General features: G+C 60.1%; 13 protein-coding genes. 4 read left to right on the top strand and 9 right to left on the bottom strand.

What is annotated here, in order from left to right; translation table 11 throughout:
* Positions 1-3: 3 nt before the first annotated feature.
* Complete coding sequence (locus tag BN3002_RS03200) at positions 4-2,451, top strand: DNA gyrase/topoisomerase IV subunit A (protein WP_058236566.1); 2,448 nt, start codon at positions 4-6, stop codon at positions 2,449-2,451.
* Here BN3002_RS03200 and BN3002_RS03195 read toward each other — a convergent pair.
* From BN3002_RS03195 to BN3002_RS03185, 3 genes are read right to left on the bottom strand one after another with little or no spacing between them, the layout of a single operon-like run.
* Complete coding sequence (locus tag BN3002_RS03195; protein WP_058236565.1) at positions 2,448-3,494, bottom strand: GNAT family N-acetyltransferase; 1,047 nt, start codon at positions 3,492-3,494, stop codon at positions 2,448-2,450. The two genes, BN3002_RS03200 and BN3002_RS03195, sit on opposite strands and share 4 nt — an antisense overlap.
* A 17-nt stretch (positions 3,495-3,511) precedes the next feature.
* A complete protein-coding gene (locus tag BN3002_RS03190) occupies positions 3,512-4,531 on the bottom strand; it encodes a GNAT family N-acetyltransferase (protein WP_058236564.1) in 1,020 nt (339 codons plus the stop codon).
* Between the two features lie 50 nt (positions 4,532-4,581).
* Positions 4,582-6,702, bottom strand: a complete 2,121-nt coding sequence (locus BN3002_RS03185; RefSeq protein WP_058236563.1) for a DNA gyrase/topoisomerase IV subunit B — start codon at positions 6,700-6,702, stop codon at positions 4,582-4,584.
* A 105-nt stretch (positions 6,703-6,807) separates the two neighbouring features.
* Here BN3002_RS03185 and BN3002_RS03180 point away from each other — a divergent pair, with 105 nt between their 5' ends.
* A complete protein-coding gene (locus BN3002_RS03180) occupies positions 6,808-7,026 on the top strand; it encodes a DUF7455 domain-containing protein (RefSeq protein ID WP_058236562.1) in 219 nt (72 codons plus the stop codon).
* Here the strand turns inward: BN3002_RS03180 and BN3002_RS03175 are convergent.
* Together BN3002_RS03175 and BN3002_RS03170 are read right to left on the bottom strand one after the other, a co-directional pair.
* Positions 7,014-8,474, bottom strand: coding sequence for an RNA polymerase sigma factor (locus BN3002_RS03175; protein WP_058236561.1), 1,461 nt, complete (start codon positions 8,472-8,474; stop codon positions 7,014-7,016). The genes BN3002_RS03180 and BN3002_RS03175 overlap by 13 nt on opposite strands.
* Before the next feature lie 96 nt (positions 8,475-8,570).
* A complete protein-coding gene (locus tag BN3002_RS03170) occupies positions 8,571-8,957 on the bottom strand; it encodes a universal stress protein (protein ID WP_058236560.1) in 387 nt (128 codons plus the stop codon).
* A 67-nt stretch (positions 8,958-9,024) separates the two neighbouring features.
* Between BN3002_RS03170 and BN3002_RS03165 the strand changes: the two genes are divergently transcribed.
* A complete protein-coding gene (locus BN3002_RS03165) occupies positions 9,025-10,065 on the top strand; it encodes a polyprenyl synthetase family protein (protein WP_070726557.1) in 1,041 nt (346 codons plus the stop codon).
* Here BN3002_RS03165 and BN3002_RS03160 read toward each other — a convergent pair.
* Positions 10,049-10,399 (bottom strand): Rv2175c family DNA-binding protein, encoded by a 351-nt coding sequence (locus tag BN3002_RS03160; RefSeq protein ID WP_058236558.1) that lies wholly within the window; start codon positions 10,397-10,399, stop codon positions 10,049-10,051. The genes BN3002_RS03165 and BN3002_RS03160 overlap by 17 nt on opposite strands.
* Before the next feature lie 93 nt (positions 10,400-10,492).
* On the opposite strand from BN3002_RS03160, the gene pknB reads away from it, so the two are divergent.
* Entirely contained in the window at positions 10,493-12,469 is a 1,977-nt protein-coding gene (gene pknB / locus BN3002_RS03155) for a Stk1 family PASTA domain-containing Ser/Thr kinase (protein ID WP_307781415.1), read from the top strand.
* Here pknB and BN3002_RS03150 read toward each other — a convergent pair.
* Genes BN3002_RS03150 through BN3002_RS03140 form a run of 3 tightly spaced genes read right to left on the bottom strand, consistent with a single transcriptional unit; the run spans position 12,466 to position 15,871 of the window.
* Positions 12,466-13,815 carry a class II 3-deoxy-7-phosphoheptulonate synthase gene (locus BN3002_RS03150; RefSeq protein ID WP_074026158.1) on the bottom strand — a complete coding sequence of 450 codons (1,350 nt, stop codon included), beginning with the start codon at positions 13,813-13,815 and terminating at the stop codon, positions 12,466-12,468. The genes pknB and BN3002_RS03150 overlap by 4 nt on opposite strands.
* A 2-nt stretch (positions 13,816-13,817) precedes the next feature.
* On the bottom strand, positions 13,818-15,035 hold the full coding sequence (locus BN3002_RS03145) for a pyrophosphate--fructose-6-phosphate 1-phosphotransferase (protein WP_058236557.1): 1,218 nt from the start codon (positions 15,033-15,035) through the stop codon (positions 13,818-13,820).
* 38 nt (positions 15,036-15,073) lie between these two features.
* Positions 15,074-15,871 (bottom strand): lysophospholipid acyltransferase family protein, encoded by a 798-nt coding sequence (locus tag BN3002_RS03140; protein WP_058236556.1) that lies wholly within the window; start codon positions 15,869-15,871, stop codon positions 15,074-15,076.
* Positions 15,872-15,916 lie beyond the last annotated feature (45 nt).

Raw genomic sequence — 15,916 nt, 5'->3', positions numbered from 1 at the left:
AACATGCGACGCACGACCACGCCTCGTTTGGAGGACTTTGAAGAATCCATCTCTGAGATTGATGTCTCCGAAGAAATGCGGGGGTCGTTCCTCGAATACGCGTACTCGGTGATCTATGCGCGCGCACTGCCTGATGCCCGTGACGGACTCAAGCCCGTCCAGCGACGCATTCTGTACCAGATGGAACAGATGGGACTGCGGCCCGACAAGGGCCATGTCAAGTCTCAGCGCGTCGTGGGTGAAGTGATGGGTAAGCTCCACCCGCACGGAGATTCCGCTATCTACGACGCGCTGGTGCGTCTGGCGCAGTCGTTCAACCTGCGGGTTCCCCTCGTCGATGGTCACGGTAACTTCGGTTCACTCGATGACGGGCCGGCAGCCCCTCGATACACCGAAGCACGCCTGGCTCCCGCCGCGCTGGATCTGACGGCAGGCCTGGACGAGGACACCGTTGACTTCGTTCCCAACTATGACAACCAGTTCATGCAGCCGGACGTATTGCCCGCCGGTTTCCCACAGCTGCTTGTCAACGGCTCATCCGGCATTGCCGTCGGCATGGCGACCAACATTGCACCGCACAATCTGGGTGAAGCTATTGCCGCGTGCATCTACCTGCTCGACAATCCGGATGCCACCGTCGATGACCTGATGCGCTACGTGCCCGGACCGGACTTGCCTGAAGGCGGCGTCATCGTAGGGTTGGACGGAATCCGCGAAGCCTACGAGACCGGTCGCGGATCTTTTAAGACCCGCGCGAAAGTGTCGATTGAACGTGTCACTGCCCGCAAGCGCGGACTGGTGATCACGGAGCTGCCCTACATGGTCGGCCCTGAACGCGTCATGGAGAAAATCAAGGACAGCGTTTCCTCTGGCAAACTCAAGGGAATTTCCGCAGTTCAAAACCTCACGGATCGTCACCACGGCTTGCGTCTGGTCGTTGAAATCAAAAATGGTTTCAACCCCGAGGCCGTCCTCATGCAACTGTACAAGCGCACGCCCCTGGAAGAATCGTTCGCTGTCAACGCCGTCGCACTGGTTCACGGGCAGCCGCAGACAATGTCGCTCAAGGCAATGCTGCAGGTCTTTATCGACCATCGCATCGAGGTCACCACGCGTCGCAGCCGCTTCCGCGTGGGCAAATGGCAAGAGCGCCTGCACCTGGTTGAAGGCCTGCTGATCGCGATCGCCGATATTGATGACGTTATCGCCATTATCCGTTCATCCGACGACGTCGACTCAGCGCGCCAGCGCCTCATGATGGCCTTTGATCTGAGTGAAGCGCAGGCCAATTACATTCTGGAATTGCGCCTGCGACGCCTGACGAAATTCTCGCGCATCGAACTGGAAGCTGAGCGGGATGACTTGCGCGCGAAAATCGCTGAACTCGAAGAAGTCCTCGGCTCCGATGAGCTGCTGCGCGACATGGTCAAATCAGATCTGCAGGAAGTATCCGCACGCCTGAGCACTCCTCGGCGCACATTACTGCTCGCATCGGCCGGCGAGGGCGACACCGTTTTGGCCGCATCTGCTCCGCAGAGTGGATCATCATCTGCCCCTGCTCTTGAGATACCGGACGAGCCGTGCATGGTGGTTCTGACGGCAACTGGCGGACTGGCCCGCGTGGAGGGCGGTGACGTGCTCGAACGCGGCGCGCGCGCCAGTTTCGATGGCTGGAAGATGCAGATCCCGACGACCACCCGCTCACAGGTGGCCGTGGTGATGAGCGATGGTGTTGCGCACCGCATCGATGTCGTGGACTTGCCCGGACTGCCGCGTTTTGACACCGGCTTGTCCTTCGCTGCGGCAACACCTGCCGGACTGCTTGTCCACTCTGAGGAAACGCCCGTTGGGTTGATCGATCCGAACGGTGACACAATCATGGCGATGGGCACGGCGCACGGCGTGGTCAAGCGTCTGCGCCCTGACGTGCTGCAACGCGATTCGTGGGAGGTTATTTCGCTGGACGAGGGCGACCACCTGGTGGGCTTCGATATGTGCGACGACTCAGACGAAATCGCATTCGTCACCTCAGATGCTCACTTGCTGCGCATCGATGCGTCGAAGGTACGTCCGCAGGGACGAACCGGCGGTGGTGTTGCTGGCATCAAGCTGGCAGCAGATGCCGAGGTGATCGGCTTATGGGTCGTTGCCGATCCGAGCGAAGCGTGCGTGGTCACGGTTGCGGGAGCTGAAGGCGCACTGCCCGGCACCGGTCAGACAACCGTCAAGGTCAGCCCCTTTGAGGTCTTCCCGATGAAGGGCCGCGGCACGCAAGGCGTTCGCGCGCACCGTTTCCTACGTGGAGAAGCACGCCTGGACACTGCATGGGTCGGGCCTCGCCCACCTCGGGCAGCTTCAGCGAACGGTCAGCCCACGGACCTGCCCGAACTTGATGAGCGTCGCGACGGCTCCGGCCGGCCCGTCAAGCACGCGATCGCAACAATCGGTTAGACGTCCAGGGCGTACAGCCGAGATTCGCCCACCACGTGAAAACCAAGCCCGTCGTAGACGGCCAGTGCTCCTGAGTGGTTAGCCGATCCCAGTCCGGCTCCCGTCTTATCCATGTCGTCGTCTTTTTGCGCACGCATGGAGGCAATGATCAACGCCTCGACAACGCCGGCATTACGCCACTTTTCGAGCACGCCCATCTGGTCGATGTACCCTTCTGACCATCCCAGTGCCGCCCAGTCCTGTTCGTAGCGCGAGGCCAACAGGAAACCCGCCACCTGCGGGCGGTCACCTGAACGGTCAAGGGCAACAAACGACCACTGCGGCGCGAACGCGGTGCGCCCCATCAGCCACTGCTCCATTGACTGAGGGGGCCTCCCCCATTCCTGGTCAGCCAGACGGTTAGCGGCACGGCGAACCGGGTCCTCCCACATGTCATCCCACGGGGCGACCTGCAGGTAGGCGTTCAACTCCGGCATCTGCGGCACTGATTCCAAATCTGCGCGCAGTTCAAAATACGTGTTCGACCAGTGGTAGTCGAGTTCACGCAGGTGTTCCTCGAGTTCCTCGTGCCCCATATCCACGTGCGTCACGATACGGCCGATGGCATCACTGTCAGGCGTGACCATGCCGGTTTCGATGTGCGGAGCACGAACTCCCACGGGCTCATCGTCCGGTAATTCCTTGCGCTCCGCGAGGACACGGAGTATCTCGGTCGAGGTGCGGGTTTGCCATTCGATGAGCGAGCGGCCAATGCCTCGGCGGCGAAAATCCGGGTGAACGCCGCCCTGGCACACGCACTCAGGCACACCCACGAAACGCGTGGTGATAATCGAGAATGCGACATACGTGCCTGTCTCATTAAGCTCGCCAATGACGCCACGCCACTTGGACATGTTGGACAGCAACTCGACAATTTCGTCGAGGCTTGTGCGGTATGGAGGATCGTCCACACGCTCAATGCATGCAATCAGATCGGCCAGTGCGACAGCATGATCAGGCGTGAGAGCTCTCCATGTCACGATGTCCGAGTCGCGCTCAACCACTGCTGCCTCCTTCTGATCTAGTGCTCAATCGCATACACAACTTCCGCTCGCTCGTCCACGAACCCGTAATGCTCGTAGATCTCGTGAGCATGTGACGCGTTGTGTGTGTCCACATCCAGACCGAAACGCGTCATCCCCGCGCGGGACGCCGCCACGATCGCGGTGCGCAGCAGCAAGCCCGCCAAACCGTGCCCGCGGTGGTCCGGGTTGACCCCTAACAGTGTCGCATACGCTTCCTTGCGTCCCTCCAGGACCCATCTCAGATCAGGCCTGCCAACAGTCAGATAGCCTGCAAGTTCACCGGAAGGGGAAAGCGCCAGGCATGACCATGACGGAACCAGTTCATCCATTGCCTCGTTCCACCACTGCTCGCGAAAATGCGGCCAGAAGTGAGCGGTAAAGACATCCATGTGGAGCGCCTTGACCTGTTCGGTCGGCACCGAGCCCCACGGAACAATCGTGTAGCCGTCGCGCGGGCTGGGCAGCTGCTCGGAGCCTTCAAGCTCGCGGTACATAAGCTGGAATGTGCGGCAGGCGTAATAGCCTGCGGCGATGTAGAGCCTACGGCGATCCGTCATATGCGAATCGACACCGTTGGCGATGTAGGCGGGCGCATCCGAATCGGCCCCGAAGTGTTCGACCAGCATCTGGCGGGCACGTGCGTCCTGCCAGTACAACAGTGAGCGGCCGATGCCTCGCCCTCGCCAATGCGGATGAACGAACGCGTTGACGATGGCTGTGGCCACGCCGTCGAGGTTACCCATGACGCGAACAGATGCAATGGCAACAATCGTGCGCTGCGCATCCAATCCGACGATGACGTCCAGCCAGTCGGTTTCCGTGCAGCCGGCGATCATATCCGCAACGTCGCGAAGCGACGTGCGGTGGATGGCATGGTCATGGTCTTCGATTTCGAGGATCAGTCGGTACACGGCGGGACCGTCCTGAGGAAGAATCGAACGCCATCGAAGTCCCAAGTGAGGACCCGGGTAAGAAGCCTGTGCAGGTGGACAGACTCGATCAGCCAAACCAGTCATATCTCTACTTTACCGAGACTTCAGTCCTATTCAGAATCGGATGAGCTGGCTCACGCGTCAATTCGCTCACGATCAACCTGATGTGCACCCTCGACGATGAAGTCACGCCGCGGGGCAACCACCGACCCCATGAGCAATTCGAACACGTCCTCAGCTTCACGCAATGCCTCTTCGTCGGCCAGCGTGACACGTCGAAGGGAACGGTGACGCGGATCCATCGTGGTTTCAGCCAACTGGTCAGCATCCATCTCGCCCAGGCCCTTGTAACGCTGAATAGGTTCCTTCCATGTGCGCCGTACTTTCCTGAGCTCACGCAGTGTGCTGTGCAGTTCCTCTTCGGAATAGGTGTACACGTAATCTCGTGGCTTCTTGCCGTGTGCGGGCAGCTCGATGCGATGCAGCGGCGGCACGGCCGCGTACACTCGCCCGCTTTCCACCATCGGACGCATGTAGCGGAAAAAGAGCGTCAGGAGCAGCGTGCGGATGTGCGCGCCATCGACGTCCGCATCCGTCATGAGGATGACTTTGCCGTACCGTGCCTGGTCAATGTCGAATGTGCGGCCGGAGCCAGCACCGATGACCTGGATAATGTTCGCGCATTCAGCATTGGAGAGCATCTCAGCAGTCGATGCTTTCTGCGTGTTGAGGATCTTGCCACGAATGGGGAACAGTGCCTGGAAGCGTGAATCTCGCGCCGCTTTCGCGGTGCCCAGTGCCGAGTCGCCCTCGACGATGAACAGTTCGCAGTGCTCGACATCTTCGGAGCGGCAGTCTGCCAGCTTGGCAGGCAGGGACGATGTTTCAAGAGCGTTCTTGCGCCGCGAAATTTCCTTGTGAACACGCGCCGACACGCGCGCCTTCATCTCACCCACGACTTTCTCAGCCAGAGCCTGCACCTGTTGCTTCACGTCGCGCTTACTGGATTTCAACGTGGATTCCAGAGCGTCGGTCACCACGCGGTTGACGACGGTGCGGATCTGCGGAGTACCCAAAACTTCCTTGGTCTGGCCTTCAAATTGCGGCTCGGGGAATCGCACAGTCACCACAGCGGACAGCCCCGCCATGACATCGTCCTTCTCCAGGCGACCGTCCTTGGCCGTCACTTTCAGGCGGCGCGCGTTCTTCTCAACGTGGGCGCGCATCACTTTCAACAGTGCCTGGTCGAAACCGGCCAGATGAGTGCCGCCTTTCGGTGTGGCAATAATGTTGACGAAAGACTGCACCTGAGTGTCGTAGCCAATTCCCCACCTCAATGCGCAATCCACCTGGCAGGTGCGCTCCACTTCGACAGGTGCGAGGTGTCCGGTGTCAGGATCGAGTTGCTGGACGGTTTCGTTATAGGTTCCCTCGCCGGTGACATGCCACGTTGCAGTGACAGGCCCATCGGTGGAAAGCCAGTCAACGAAGTCAACGACGCCGCCGTCAAAACGGAATTCTTCGTGCAGCGGTTCGCCGTCCTCGTTAGTGGTGCGCTCATCCCAGCAGGCGATCGTCAGGCCGGGAACGAGGAACGCGGTCTGGCGTGCGCGGGCAATCAGGTTGTCCCACGAAAAGCCTTCAGAGGAAGGAAAGATCTGAAAATCTGCCCAGAAACGCACGCGCGTGCCTGTCACACCGCGCTTGACTTTACCGACAGTTTGCAGGCGCGAGGATTGCGTATAGGGGCTGAACGGTGAGTTCGGGGTGCGCTGGTGCGAATCATCAAACTCGCCTGGCTCGCCGCGTCTGAAGCACATCTGATAGGTCTTCGAGGAGCGGTCGACCTGCACATCCATACGTGCGGATAAGGCGTTGACGACAGATGCGCCCACGCCGTGCAAACCGCCGGACGAGGCGTAGGAGCCGCCGCCGAACTTACCGCCTGCGTGCAGCTTCGTGTACACCACTTCCACGCCGGACAAGCCAACTGACGGAACCGTGTCGACAGGGACGCCTCGACCATTGTCGTGGACGGATGCGGAATGATCCGGGTGCAAGCGCACTTCGATGCGGTCACAGTACCCTTCAAGCGCTTCATCGACTGCGTTATCGATGATTTCCCACAGGCAGTGCATCAACCCCCTGTGATCGGTGGATCCGATATACATGCCGGGGCGTTTGCGCACAGCTTCCAGCCCCTCCAGGACTGACAGGTGCCGTGCGGAATAGGTTGAAGCGTCTGAACTCACCACCCTATTTTAGGGTGCAGCACCGCAAGCTCCTGGATTGCACCGCCGAGATTGTGCCACTGGCGAAAGAAGATGCACGGCGAGCGACCGGTGTGCTGTGATGGAACCATGAACGCAGCGACACTGACACGACCAGACACGACGGAACCGACATTGCGCGCAGTAGACCGATGCGACGCATGCGGCGCCCGTGCATGGGTGCGCGTCACTATGGCCTCAGGGCCACTCCTGTTCTGCGCACACCACGCTCGCCTTCACATGGACGCCCTGCGGGATTCCGCACTGCGCATCGACGACGAGCGCCACCTGATGGATCAGTCCAAATAATCGCGCAGAACCTGCGACCGTGACGGGTGACGCAGCTTGGACATCGTCTTGGATTCGATCTGACGGATACGTTCACGCGTCACGCCGTACACCTTACCGATTTCGTCCAGAGTCTTCGGCTGGCCGTCACCCAGTCCGAAGCGCATCGACACGACGCCAGCTTCACGCTCCGACAACGTATCGAGGACGCGGTGGAGCTGTTCCTGCAGCAGCGTGAAGGAAACGGCATCGGCTGGAACGACCGCTTCGGAGTCTTCAATGAGGTCTCCGAATTCTGAGTCGCCATCTTCACCCAGAGGTGTGTGCAGTGAAATCGGCTCACGACCGTACTTCTGAACCTCGACAACCTTCTCCGGCGTCATATCCAGCTCTTTGGCCAATTCTTCCGGGGTAGGTTCGCGGCCCAGATCCTGCAGCATCTGACGCTGGACGCGGGCCAGCTTGTTGATGACTTCCACCATGTGAACCGGGATGCGGATCGTGCGCGCCTGGTCAGCCATCGCTCGGGTGATAGCCTGACGGATCCACCACGTGGCATACGTGGAGAACTTATAGCCCTTCGTGTAATCGAACTTCTCGACCGCACGGATCAGACCGAGGTTTCCTTCCTGGATCAGATCTAGGAACTGCATCCCACGGCCCGTGTATCGTTTGGCCAGTGAGACCACCAGACGCAAATTAGCTTCCAGCAGGTGGTTCTTGGCGTTCTGGCCGTCCTGTGCAATGAAGTGGAGCTCACGACGCGCCTTCGACGTCATCGTGTCCGACTCGTTCTTGAGCTTGTATTCGGCGTACAGGCCGGCTTCAATGCGCCGTGCCAGGTCCACCTCCTGCTCCGCGTTCAGCAGGGAGACTTTACCGATCTGCTTGAGGTAGTCCTTGACCGGATCGGCAGTAGCGCCTGCCACGGTAACTTTCTGGACAGGCTCATCGGTCTCATCAGAGTCGGATACGACAAACCCGCCGCGCGTATGGATGCCCTGAGAGGTGCGCTCCCGCAGATCCGCGGCAGCCCCTTTCGCGTCGTCCTCGTCCTCGTCTTCAGGCTCATTGTCCGATTCGGATGAATCGTCCGAATCATCATCCGCCTCATCGACGTCGATTTCTTCCTCGTTGCTCAGATCAATGTTCGAGTCATCAATGTCGTCATCTTCAGGCATCTCTTCTTCTTCGTCGTGCGCCTGAACCGATTTCCTGGGCTTCTCATTGGTCTTCTTAATGGCGGTGCGCTTCGACGTTGTGGACTTCCTGGCAACACTCTTACGGGTCGTCGTCTTCTTCGCAGTCGCGGGCTTTTTAGCGGTCGCTGACTTCTTAGCAGTTGTCGTCTTTTTGGCAGTTGTGCTCTTTTTTTTCTTTGCGGTCGACTTCGACTGAGGCGCGGCCTTCTTCGAGTCGCTTGACGCGGCCGTTTCGGCCGTTGCCTTCTTGGGGCGGGTTGCGCTCACGCTGATTCCCTTCCTCAGATCTGCTTCATACACTGGTGTGAAAGAACCTGAACCATTATAATCCGTCCCCGACAAAACGCCCGTTGGAAACAATAATCACCGGTGTGTAGTGGTCGTTACCACTGGGCACGGGGCATCCAGCAAGATGCGCGAGGCATTCGGGCCGACCGTGGTGCGCCCGGACCCGCCCGGCCGAAGCCCCAGCACAATCAAGTCGGCCGAAATTTCCTCTGCCGCATCCAAGACCGCGTCGGCTACTTCCTGCTCATGCTGCGTGTGGCGGATTTCAAAGGGAATGTCGGCATGGCGCAGATGCGACCACAACAGCTCCTCGGCATCTTCAGCGGTGCGGGCGTCATCTTCACTTTCTCGACGTGCCAACACCACGACCACAGATGTACGCCTGACATCAGCGAGCCTCAACGCTTCCTGCAAAGCTGCTTCCGATTCACGGTTACCGTGATAGCTCAACACAATTGCCATATCGGTCAATCCTTTGTTCCAGCGGATGTTTGTATCTTAGAAGCACTTCATTCGATACGCTTGGCGCATGGAGAATCTCACAGTAGGCGACATGGTGGAGCGCATTGGAGACCACACCCAAGCCGCGCTCACCGACCTGATCAACACCCTCGGCCCCACCCAGGAGCCGGCTGACGCCCTCGTTACTGCCGCACGTGACGCCATCGCAGGTGGGAAGCGTTTGCGTGGCCTGTGGGTCATGTTGGGGTATGCGCTCGCCACTGGTCGCGCGTGGGGTGACTGTGATGATTCGATTGCGCGCCTGGCAGGTGCCGCCGAGCTCTACCAAGCGTCCGCACTGGCTCACGACGATCTGATCGACCATGCGCAGACTCGACGAGGGCGCCCCACCGCTCACGTTGTTTTCGCGCAGATGCATCGAGACCAGGGGTGGACCGGGGATGCCGGCGAATTTGGAACAGCCGGCGCACTTCTGGTGGGCGATTTCCTGCTCTCGGCCGCTGACTTTACGGCGACACGAGTTGCGAATCCAGCCGTGTTACGCCAGCTCACTCTCATGCATGCTGAAGTCGCCCTCGGCCAGTACCTCGATATTGTCAACGAGCAGCCGGCACTGGACCATTTCGACCTGGACGTCATCATGGAAGTTATCCGCCGCAAGTCAGCGCGCTACTCGGTTGTGCACCCCACGGTCCTCGGATTGCTTGTCGGCGGCCGGGCAGACATGGTCGAGACAGTGCAGCGCGTCATCGAACCGTGGGGCATTGCGTTCCAACTGCGCGACGATGAGCTCGGAGTGTTCGGTGACCCCCAGACCACCGGAAAACCGGCAGGCGGAGACCTGATCGAAGGTAAACGAACGGCACTGCTGGCTTTGACATGGGAGCACGCATCAGCCGAGCAGCGCCATGCGATCGCCACACTGATTGGCAGCCCCGACGGCGTAATCGACCTTCAAGGCATCATCGAGCAAGTCGGGCGGCAGCCCCACGAACAGCTTATTGACACAGTGACGCAGCAGGGGCGCGATGCACTGGCCGCACTTGATGAGCACTCGCGCACACTCCTGAGCGAAATGGAGCCGATGCTGACTACCAGGCGAGCATAGAGGCGATGGCGTTCACCCTGTGCTGACGCCCTTCGAGGAGGGCCTGCATCGGAGTCTGCCCCAGCTCAGCTTCGGGCGTATACAGCCAGGCCACAGCTTCCCGGGGGCTGAAGCCGCCATCAGCCAGCACGGTCAGCGTGCCGGGCAGCGTGTCCAGCGGCTCCCACTTGCCTTCGGACTTGACGATGATCTCGCGCGGAATGGCAGGTTTGCCGTCTTCTCCGGGCACCGTGAACAGGATGCGGTCACGCACCAGTTGCTTGATTCGGCGCGGTTCAATACCCAGCAGTTGTGCAGCAGCGTCCACGCTGATGAGGTCAGTAGGCTCGTTCATGGTCGCTAGCCTAGATGATCGTGCGGCCTTTGGGCGGCGTCTCATCGGGCGCGCCGCAGTCGTATGTAGCCCGCATCCCGTACAATCCAAGACGTGAGTACCAGAAACACAGATGAGAAAGCGTCGTCAGAACCTGACGCGCCATCTTCTGATACCCACGAAACAGTGACTGACCCGCTCATCGGGATGCTCGTCGACCAGCGCTACCGCATCGACCGCAAACTTGCGCGCGGCGGGATGGCAACTGTTTACATCGCGCACGATGAGCGACTGGACCGGCCCATCGCCCTGAAAGTCATGCATCCGCACCTGGCAGAGTCCGCCGACTTCGTCGCCCGCTTCAGACGCGAAGCCCGCGCCGCTGCACGCATCATTCATCCCGGCGTTGTCTCCGTTTTTGACCAGGGCATCGTGCACGGGCAGGGATTCCTCGTCATGGAACTCGTGAGCGGTCCGAATCTACGCACGCTGCTCACCTCGCAGGGCGCCTTTACTCTCTCGCAGGCACTGCGCTACACGCAGGAAATCCTTGATGCTCTGCACGCCGCGCATCGTGTCGGCGTTGTCCACCGCGACATGAAACCGGAAAACGTCCTCATCTCTGAGGACTCGCACGTGCGCGTCACAGACTTCGGCCTGGCACGTGCGGCATCCGAAGTATCGATGTCCACCACTGGTTCCATGCTCGGCACCGTCGCCTACATGGCTCCTGAAATTGCAACCACCGGTCACACCGATGCGCGCACCGACATCTACTCCGTTGGCATGATGCTTTACGAGATGGTCGTGGGCCACGTGCCCTGGGATGGCGCGCCCGCCATGAAAATGGCGTACTCCCATGTCAACGAGGATGTTCCCTCCCCATCTGAAGAGTGTTCGTGGCTTCCTACCGAGATCGATGAACTGGTCGCTACGCTCGCTGCCCGCGACCCGGCAGAACGTCCCCGGGATGCGCGCGACGCACTGGAACTGGTGGCACGGGTGCGCGCCTCCCTGCCGTCCGATCTTGCCGAGCGTCGCGCCGATGTCCAGCCGGTGCAGTCCGGCCAGCCCACGGCACCCATCGAGTTCCACGCGGTCACGACAGCGCTACCTGGCGGCGTCCTCACGCCCTCGTCACAAACCGTCGTCAAAGCATCGGGATCGCTGCCGCGTACCGACCGGCCACACAAGAAGTCGCGTTCGCGTTTGAAAACCGTCATCGCTCTGCTGGCCGTGCTGCTGATCGTCGGATCGGGCGGCGGCTGGTGGTGGTGGAGCCAGTACGGGCCAGGATCCTATCTGACGATGCCGCAAACTGACGGCCGCGCCGTCAAAGCCGTTCAGTCAGAACTCGAAGCTCTGGGATTATCGTCCACGCTCAGTGAAGAATTTTCAGATGACGTCAAGAACGGGTTGATCATTCGATCCGATCCGGCCAGCGGGTCGCAGATCCATAAGGACGGCGAGGTCTCCCTCGTCGTTTCCAAAGGTGTGGATATGCGCGCTGTGCCGCAACTGGTAGGCCTGAGTGCGGACCAGGCTCGTGGGGCACTGACCAACGCCGGATTGGCCGCAGGGACAGTGAGCGAGGAATACTCAGATTCCGTTGCCAAGGGACAGGTGATCTCACAATCAGAGGAGGCTGCCGCACAGGTGCGCCACGACACGGCGGTTGATTTCGTCGTGTCGAAAGGTCGTGAGCCGATCACGGTTCCAGACCTAGCGGGAATGACTGGCGAGGAGGCGCGCGCTGCCGTTGAAGAAGCGGGCCTGGCTGCTGAATCCACATCGCAACATTCGGACGCCGTGCCCGAAGGCCAGATCATTTCTCAGTCAGCTGAGGCCGGATCGACATTGCTGCGCGGTGACACGCTGTCATTTGTTGTCTCGGAAGGTCCCGAACTGGTCGAGGTTCCCGACCTGGTGGGCAAGCAGCTCGATCAGGCTGAAAAGACGCTGCGCGATGCCGGGTTCAAAGTGGAGGTCAACAAGATCCTCGGCGGCATTTTCGGCACCGTGCGCTCCACCGACCCCGGGAGCGGACAGATGATCCCGAAGGGATCGACTGTCACGATCACCGTTGTCTAGCGCAGCAGTTCAGCCACCTGGAACGCCATTTCCAGCGATTGCTGGTGGTTGAGGCGCGGATCAACCAGGGTTTCGTAGCGGTCCTTGAGGGACTGTTCATCCAGATGCTCGGAGCCGCCGATAATTTCAGTGACGTCATCACCGGTGAGCTCCACATGGATGCCGCCGGGAACTGTTCCGGCGGCGTCGTGAACCTCGAAGAACCCGCGTACCTCGTCCATGATCGTTTCGAACTGGCGGGTCTTCAGGCCTGTTGAGGACGTGATCGTGTTACCGTGCATCGGGTCGGTTGTCCAGATCACCGGACGGCCATCAGCTTTCACCGCTTCCACAAGAGGTGGAAGCGCATCGCGAATATGTTTCGACCCCATGCGGGCGATGAACGTCAATCGTCCAGGTTCGCCGTCAGGATTGAGGCGGTCGATCAGTGCAATGGCCTCTTCAGGGGTTGTAGTCGGCCCCAGCTTCACCCCCAGAGGATTGCGCACATGTGAGAGCAGCTCCACGTGCGCGCCTTGCGGGTCTCGCGTGCGCTCCCCCACCCACAGGAAGTGGCCGGACGTGTCGTACAGGTCGCCGGTTCGTGAATCTACGCGCGTCATCGCTGCTTCATATTCGAGCAGCAACGCTTCGTGGGAGGAGAACAGGTCGACCTGTCGCAGCGACTCGAAGTCAGCTCCGGCTGCCTCCATGAACTTCACGGCGCGATGGATCTCCGAGGCCAGAGATTCGTAGCGCGCATACGCCGGGTTGGACGTGAAGCCGCGGTTCCAGTGGTGGACCAAGCGCAGATCAGCGTAGCCACCTTTCGTGAAGGCGCGAATCAGGTTGAACGTGGCGGCAGCATGCTGGTAGGTGCCCAGCAGTCGACCGGGGTCGGGTGTGCGCGCCTCCTCGGTGAATTCAAACGAGTTCACCGCATCGCCGCGATACGACGGCAGGGTCACGTCACCGCGTTTTTCGATATCCGATGAACGAGGCTTGGCGTACTGCCCTGCGATACGGCCAATTTTAATGACCGGCAGCGAGGCTCCATACGTCAGGACAACGGCCATCTGCAGGATCGTCTGGATCTTGAGGCGAAGGTGATCAGCAGTGGATTCTGCGAAGGTTTCCGCGCAGTCACCACCAGTGAGCACAAAAGCTTCGCCGCGTCCGGCAGCGGCCAGTTCGTCACGCAGGTCATCCACCTCGCCAGCAAAGACGAGGGGCGGGCGACTGCGCAGTTCAGCGGTCACCGCGCGCAGCGCGTGTTCATCTGGATAGTGCGGTTGCTGGAGGGAGGGATACTGTCTCCACGTATTCCACCCTCCAGCAACCGGTTCGAGCTCTTCAGGCTGTCGCATACTTACTTCTGCGTCGGCGCCAGTGGCTGTCCGATACGATCCATCAGATCAACGAACCACTGCTGGGAGATATCGAAGGGCTTGCCACCCTTGATGCGCGGGAAGGCGATGGCGCACAGACGATCGTCGTTTTCCTCATCGTGACCGATCACGCCGGATTCGCCGCGCAGTGCGCACTCGACGGCAAGGTCTGTCATCGACTGGATCAGACGCAGGTCGTCCTGGTTTGCGCGAGCTGAACGTGAGAAGTATCCGGACTTTTGTACCATGACCTTCTCAGCTCCCAGTCGGTCAGCAAACTGCTTGGCGAACCACTGTCCGGGGTTGATTTCGTCAAGGCGCACATGACCGAACGGGTCGCGCGCCACTTCTTCGCCACGTTCTTCCATTTCAGCGACGATTTCACGCACGCCGGCACCTTCAGACAGGAAGATATTGACATTGCCCTGCTTGTCCATGATGGCGCGCAGGCGGTCGGCCTCCTCGTCAAGGTCGATTGCCATTTCAGGAACGAAGATCGCGTGGATTGACCAGTGTTCCTTGCTCAGTCCCAGCGACGGCACCCATTCCTGCTGGTCGAGCCACTCGGTGTACTTGCGTGAAGCGGCTGCTGTCAGCCATCCGCAGTTACGGCCCATGACCTCGTGGATGATCAGCATGCGTGGTCCCACTCGGTTCTCACCGATGATGTTCTGTGCGAAGACCGAGGCCTGCTCAGCGGCGGTCCAGGCGCCCAGTGACTGACGGATCGGAACCACGTCGTTGTCGATGGTCTTCGGCAGGCCGACAACCGTCAAGTCGTAGTCGTGATCGTGCAGATACTGTGCCAGATCGGCGGCGGTCGTGTTCGTGTCGTCACCGCCAATGGTGTGCAGAACGTCAACATGGTCCTTGCGCAGCTGCTCGGCCGCAACCTGAAGCGGGTCGTCGCCTTCCTTGACCAGGCCACGCTCGACCAGGTTCTTCGCATTGGTCAACTTGACGCGCGAGTTGCCGATCGGTGAACCGCCGAAACGGTGAAGGATGCCGGCCTTCCTGCGGGCCTCCTCGTCGACGACAACGTAGTTGCCAGTCAGCAGCCCGTGGTAGCCGTGCTGGTACGCGATGATTTCAATGGACGGATCAATATCGGTATAACGCTGGATGAGCCCACCAACAGCCGACGACAGGCACGGGGCAAAACCACCAGCAGTGAGCAAAGCTACTCGACGAACCGACATGGCACAAACACCTTTCAGACGATGAAAACTGAACGTCTCTAGTCTACGGGATCGTCAGATGAATCCTCTGGGCGTTTCGGCACAGACACGTCGGGAGCCTTGCGCCCGCCCGGACCTGTCCGACCGTTCGAGGGCACAGGCCCATCAAAATTCCCCTCCTGCGCGAGCTGCGCTTTCCGGTCGGCTGCGTACATGTCGACGTATTCCTGGCCCGACAGCAGCATGATGTTGTACATGATTTCATCGGTGATAGCGCGCAGAACGTAGCGGTCTCGGTCAAGTCCGCGGTAACGCGAAAAGTCGAGCGGCTCACCAATGACCATTCCGATGTCTTCACGCGAGGGGATCCGCTGCCCAATGGGTTGCGCATCGTGCGTGCCGATCATGGCCACTGGGATGACCGGCGCCCCGGAAATCAGTGTTAAACGGGCCACACCTGTCTTACCGCGGTAAAGACGCCCGTCAGGGCTGCGGGTCCCCTCGGGATATATACCGAACAGTTCCCCTTCCTTCAGGCGGTCCACACCGGCCTGCAGCGCGGCTTCCGACGCTCGCCCACCAGAGCGGTCAACTGGGATCGTGCCGACTGCGCGCATGAACTCCTTGGTAGCCCATCCTTTGAAACCGGTGCCGGTAAAGTAGTCAGCCTTCCCCATGAACACCACTTCGCGGTCAATCATGAGCGGCAGAAACACTGAATCCCACACAGCGTTATGGTTAGACGCCAAAATCGCGGGCCCCTCGCTGGGGATATTCTCCTCTCCGCGAATCCACGGTTTGTATGCGGTGCGAAGAATCGGACCACCGGCAAATTTCAATGTCTGATAGAAAGCCACGAATCCTCCTGACATCTGCGATGGGCAATCAACCGACTAGGATCC

Source organism: Actinomyces ihuae (assembly GCF_001457875.1).
GTDB classification, from domain to species: Bacteria; Actinomycetota; Actinomycetes; order Actinomycetales; family Actinomycetaceae; genus Pauljensenia; species Pauljensenia radingae_A.
Note: the sequence above shows the minus strand (reverse complement) of the source record. Positions and strands in the feature narration are given on the sequence as shown.